The 1,254-nt window shown below is 44.9% G+C and carries 1 protein-coding gene; it reads right to left on the bottom strand.

The window, feature by feature from the left end; translation table 11 throughout:
* Positions 1-57: 57 nt before the first annotated feature.
* Positions 58-1,074, bottom strand: coding sequence for an ATP-binding response regulator (locus AC4II3_RS32765; RefSeq protein ID WP_488017473.1), 1,017 nt, complete (start codon positions 1,072-1,074; stop codon positions 58-60).
* Between the last annotated feature and the right edge of the window lie 180 nt (positions 1,075-1,254).

The raw sequence follows: 1,254 nt of genomic DNA on the forward strand, positions 1-1,254 counted from the left end.
ACTCCCTACTCCCTACTCCCTACTCCCTACTCCCTACTCCCTACTCCCATTAACCGATTAACTGTTGTTAATCTCTAAATACTTTTCCACTAAAGCTAAAATCTTTTTCTCCTGGAATCCTTCAGCTAAATCTTTGAGTTTCTTAGCAAAGGGGATATACTTTGTATCCAGTTCTTGGAGATAAGTGGCTCGTTGGCAAATCTTTTTCATACTGCCGAGCATGGCTAATTCGTAGAGCACTTCCATTTCTGCTGGTGGCGGAATCACTAACGGTTGCTCAATTCTAGCTGGTGCTATGGTTTGTTGGGAGTTTTGTTCATAAATCCACTCCAGTTGTAAATATTCTCCCAATAATTTCAGCAACTGTTGCTCATCCACGGGTTTGGACAAAAAGCCTTGACAGCCGACAAGCTTACTTTTCTCAAGGTCGGTGTCTAACACGCTAGCGGACACTGCAATAATGGGGATATCTTGCATTTGAGGTAGGTTTCTCAATTCTGCGACTGCTTCAAAGCCAGTTTTGACCGGCATGACTAAGTCGGTCAAAATCAGGTCAGGTTGCAGCTGTTGTGCTAGTTCGATTTCCTGCTGGCCATTTTCTGCCATGACTACTTCAAAGCCCAACGGTTCCAGCATGTTCTGCAACACAGCCCGATTTGCTGCTTTGTCTTCCGCTATTAATACCTTGCGCCGAGAGCCAATATAACCAACAATGTGTCCCAGCTTCTGTTGCTGCTGTGGTTGGTATTTTTCTACTACTGGGAAGGTAACATCAAACCAAAACGTAGAGCCATAACCAAGTTGGCTTGTGACTTGTAGCTTTCCTCCCATTAGTTCTACCAACTGCTTGGTAATTGTTAAACCTAAACCAGTGCCAGCAGCACGCCTTTGGGTATCTCCTACTTGTTCAAAGGGTTGGAAAATTGTTTCTAACTGTTCGGGGGTGATGCCGACACCGGTATCAATTACTTGAAAACGAAGCGATGCAGCGCGGTCTTGGGGGTTTCCCCCATGAGCGACTGCATCAAGAAGTGTTGTCTTTTGTGGTTGGTCAAGACTAGGGCGTGTCTTCAAACTCGGAGATCCCCCTAAATCCCCCTTAAAAAAGGGGGACTTTGAGTATGGCTCCCCCCTTTTTTAAGGGGGGCTGGGGGGGATCATAATCTTGCGGAAAACTTTGAAAACACGCCCTAATCACATTAACCTTTAATGTTACTTGACCAGTATCAGTGAATTTAACAGCATTACCTAATA

This window comes from Moorena sp. (assembly GCF_982860115.1).